Below are 3,492 nucleotides of genomic sequence, written 5' to 3'. Positions count from 1 at the left end.
GCGCCGGTCGAGGCGGGCCGGTTTGTCGGCGACGGTGCGTGTGACCGACCCGTCGCCGGCGACGCGGTAGGTGTCGGGGGTGACCGTGCCCCCGACGACGGTGGGGCCCAGGCCCCACGACGCCTCGATCCGGGTCGCGTCGTCCGGGCCCGCGGGTGTGAACATGACCCCGGACACCTCGGCGTCCAGATGGCGCTGGACGATGACGGCCATCGCAGGATCGTCGGACGGCCGCTCGTCGCGGCCGGAGACGGCCCGGTAGCCGATGGCACGTGGAGAGAACAGCGAGGCCCAGCAGGCGCGTACGGCGTCGGCGACCTCGCCGGCCCCGTGGACGGCGAGGAAGCTCTCGTGCTGACCGGCCGCCGATGCCTGACCGGTGTCCTCGTTCGACGCCGATGATCTCACCGCCACAGGCGGGTCGCCGAGCCCGTCGAGTGCGCGTCCCAGCGCGTCGATCACGTCGGCGTGGAGGGGGCGGGTCTCGATCCCCTGCCGCACGGCGTCAAGACCGTCCAGCTCGCCGGCGAACCGTCCGAGGTCCAGGTCGCGGACGGCGGCGAGGTAGGCGGAGAACGAGACGACGAAGCCGTCGGGAACCGGCAGGCCCGCGCGGAGCAGCGCGCCCAGTGCGCCGGCCTTGCCTCCGCAGGTATCGGCGACAGCCGCCCTGAGGGGTAGGATCATCCTCGGCCTTTCAATAAATTATTGACAATATTTTGTTGAGTATGGATCGTAGGTGGCATGTCACGCAAGCAGGACCTCGCTCACCCGGCGCAGGCCGACCACATCCGGGCCCGGCGTGAGCACGAGGCGCATCAGCGTCTTCTGGGCCTGGGCGCGGACGCGCTCGACGCCCGTCCGTGGCGACCCCCGCCCGCCCCGCCGACGGCGGTCGACCTCGCGCACTTCGCCGTCTGGCGCCACGCCGACCTGGACCCGGAGGACATCCTGAGCACGCTCACCCTCCTGCCCGCCGCACGCGCCGAGGTCGAAGGACTCGAATCCGCCCTGCTGTTCATAGCCCGGAGCGCGGGACTGACCTGGGCCCAGATGGCGCAGGCGATGGGGTTCAACTCCCCGCAGGCGTGCCAGCAGCACTACAACCGCCTGACGGCACGGCAGGACGCCGACTCGTGACGCAGGACTCTCCGCCCGACCTCCTGGCCCTGCACGCCGTCCGCATCACCGGGTTCGCGGACACCCCGGTGATCGCTCAGCGGTACGGCCTCGACCCGGCCGAGACGAGAGAGGTGCTGCTCGACGCCGAAGCACGTGGCTGGGTCGAGCACACCGCCTTCGCCGGCACCGCAGGCTGGTCGCTGACCGAACGGGGCCGGGCGGAGGACGAGCGCCGGCTCGCGGCCGAGCTCGCCCGCGCCGGCGGCGCCGACGAGGTCCTTGACGCCTACCGCGCGTTCCTCCCGCTGAACGCGCTGCTGCTACGAGCCTGCACCGACTGGCAACTCCGGCCCACCGCCGGAGATCGGCTCGCCGTCAACGACCACTCCGACCCCGTCTGGGACGCCGGAGTACTCCACGAGCTCACCGGCATCGACCACGCGCTCGGGCCACTCGCGGACCGGCTCGGGGGCGTCCTCACACGGTTCCGCGGCTACGACACACGCTTCAGCGCAGCTCTGGCGCGCGCCCGAGCCGGGGAGAGCGCCTGGGTGGACCGCACCGACGTCGACTCCTGCCATCGCGTCTGGTTCGAGCTCCACGAGGACCTCATCGCCACGCTCGGCCTGGACCGCCACACGCAACCCTGACCCCACACTCCCCCGCCCCTCGGACCCGACGGCCCTCTGGCCCGCCACCTGCCCATCGCCGGGCCGGCAGGGCCCGTTCTGGACGGTCGCCCGCCAGCAGCATCCGACCCTCCACGACGAGCAGCATGCGACCGCATTCGTCCTGGCGGCACGGCCGAGCGGCGCTCCTTGTCGGCGCTCTTGAGCTGCTCGGCTCACAGCCCGATGTTGGACTTGGCGCCCATGTACGAGCCGGCTCCGGGGAATCCGGCCTGGGCGAGCTCGGTGAAGCGGCGGCTGAATCCCAGCGACGGCAGGTCGCTGATGGGCACGAAGCGCACGCCCCGGATCAGTCTGGTGTCCGCGCCGTCGACGGCACCGAGGCTGCCGCCGGTCCGCGTCGCCTCGAAGGTGATGTGAACAACGTGGGTGTCGCCGCCAGGCAGGTGATCGCACACGTACAGCAGCCGGCCGGCGTCCACCTCGATGCCGGTCTCCTCCCTCATCTCCCGCGCCAGCGCCTGGCTGAGCGGCTCGCCGTGCTCGACCTTCCCGCCGGGCAAGGACCAGGAGCGGCCGGTGTCGGTGTCCTGGTCCAGCAGCAGAATCCGCTCGTCTTCGATGAGGACGCCGGTGACGCGTACCTTCAGCACCCCCGCAACGTACCGCAGGCATCCCGGCCTCCTGGGGGGCGCTGTCTGCCCGACGAGTGGCTTCCGCATCACCCGCTCGATCGCGTTCCGGCGCACCGACGACCATCTGGTGAGCAGCTCCGCGGGCACGGTCGACGTACCACTGCCGCATTTCCTCGGGGCCGAACCGCGAGCGCTGAGGCCGCGTCTGGTCCACGACACGCCGCCAGCCGAGCGCGCCGAGATCGGACACGTACTGCTGCCCGCCGAGCGGACCTCGTCCGGTTATCGCGTACGACTGGGGCGGTCGCGTCGGGGCAGCCGCCCGGCGACCAGGTCGTAGGAATCCTCGACCGCGTCGGTGATCAGCCGCTCGGTGACACCGGGTCCCGGCCCCAGTGAGATCCGGTGGCGTTTGTCGAGGTAGCGGCCCGGTGTGATCGAGGCGTAGCCGCGTTCCAGCGTGCGGGCGTGTTCGGGTTCGCACTTGACCGTGATGATCTGTTCGTCCGGGTCGTCGGTGACGATCAGGAACACCTTGCCCGCGACCTTGTACACGTCGAGGCCCGAGGTGAAGGGGTAGCCGTGGCTGACGTCGGCCAGGGCCAGGGCCGCCTGGCGGGCGGTGTCCTGGAGCCGGTCACCGGCCGCGCTCACCGGGCCGCCCGCGTGCCGATGCCGTAGGTGCGCGGGTCGACAGGCCGCTCGGCCTTGGGCAGGTGGGCGACGACGAGCCGGTAGGACTCGGTGACGAGCTCCCTCACGAGCTCCTTGTCGACGCCTTCTCCGCCCTCCACGGTGATCCAGTGCCTTTTGTTCATGTGATAGCCGGGGGTGATATGGCTGTACTGCTCCCGCAGGGCGTCGGCCTCGCCGGGGTCCGCCTTGAGGATCACGACAGGCCGCCCCGGGACTTCGGTCATCAGCATGAACACCTTGCCGCGCACCTTGAAGACCTCCCAGTCGGGGCCGAAGGGGTGCTCCAGCCGGGCACCGGGAAGTTCCTCGGCGCAGTCGGCGGCGGTCTTGTGCAGGGCCGATCCGTTCATGGGGCGTTGCCTTCCTCAGGTGGTGACGGACTGTGGCATCGAAGGACGCGGAGGGTGCAC

At 71.1% G+C, this 3,492-nt stretch carries 6 protein-coding genes; 2 read left to right on the top strand and 4 right to left on the bottom strand.

The features are described from left to right. Positions 1 to 687 (bottom strand): PEP/pyruvate-binding domain-containing protein (locus ABZS51_RS42500; protein WP_355453980.1); only part of this gene is annotated, 687 nt, incomplete at its 3' end. 57 nt (positions 688 to 744) lie between these two features. On the opposite strand from ABZS51_RS42500, the gene ABZS51_RS42495 reads away from it, so the two are divergent. Continuing rightward, positions 745 to 1,140 (top strand): DNA-binding protein, encoded by a 396-nt coding sequence (locus ABZS51_RS42495; protein ID WP_355453977.1) that lies wholly within the window; start codon positions 745 to 747, stop codon positions 1,138 to 1,140. Then, complete coding sequence (locus ABZS51_RS42490; protein ID WP_355453974.1) at positions 1,137 to 1,772, top strand: transcriptional regulator; 636 nt, start codon at positions 1,137 to 1,139, stop codon at positions 1,770 to 1,772. Before ABZS51_RS42495 ends, ABZS51_RS42490 begins: the two co-directional genes overlap by 4 nt. Positions 1,773 to 1,966: 194 nt before the next feature. On the opposite strand, the gene ABZS51_RS42485 is transcribed toward ABZS51_RS42490, so the two are convergent. From ABZS51_RS42485 to ABZS51_RS42475, 3 genes are all read right to left on the bottom strand, one after another. Next, a complete protein-coding gene (locus ABZS51_RS42485) occupies positions 1,967 to 2,404 on the bottom strand; it encodes an NUDIX hydrolase (RefSeq protein ID WP_355453971.1) in 438 nt (145 codons plus the stop codon). A gap of 264 nt (positions 2,405 to 2,668) precedes the next feature. After that, positions 2,669 to 3,040 carry an MmcQ/YjbR family DNA-binding protein gene (locus ABZS51_RS42480; RefSeq protein ID WP_355453968.1) on the bottom strand — a complete coding sequence of 124 codons (372 nt, stop codon included), beginning with the start codon at positions 3,038 to 3,040 and terminating at the stop codon, positions 2,669 to 2,671. Next, positions 3,037 to 3,432, bottom strand: a complete 396-nt coding sequence (locus tag ABZS51_RS42475) for an MmcQ/YjbR family DNA-binding protein (protein WP_355453965.1) — start codon at positions 3,430 to 3,432, stop codon at positions 3,037 to 3,039. Before ABZS51_RS42475 ends, ABZS51_RS42480 begins: the two co-directional genes overlap by 4 nt. Between the last annotated feature and the right edge of the window lie 60 nt (positions 3,433 to 3,492).

It is taken from the genome of Nonomuraea sp. NPDC005501 (genome assembly GCF_040605905.1).
In the GTDB taxonomy this organism is placed as follows: Bacteria; Actinomycetota; Actinomycetes; order Streptosporangiales; family Streptosporangiaceae; genus Nonomuraea.
The sequence above is the reverse complement of the archived record's forward strand: the minus strand, read 5'-3'. Positions and strand labels throughout refer to the sequence as shown.

Coding starts and splice junctions, on each gene's coding strand:
- ABZS51_RS42495 (WP_355453977.1), top strand. CDS start 745: ATGTCACGCAAGCAGGACCTCGCTCACCCGGCGCAGGCCGACCACATC.
- ABZS51_RS42475 (WP_355453965.1), bottom strand. CDS start 3,432: ATGAACGGATCGGCCCTGCACAAGACCGCCGCCGACTGCGCCGAGGAA.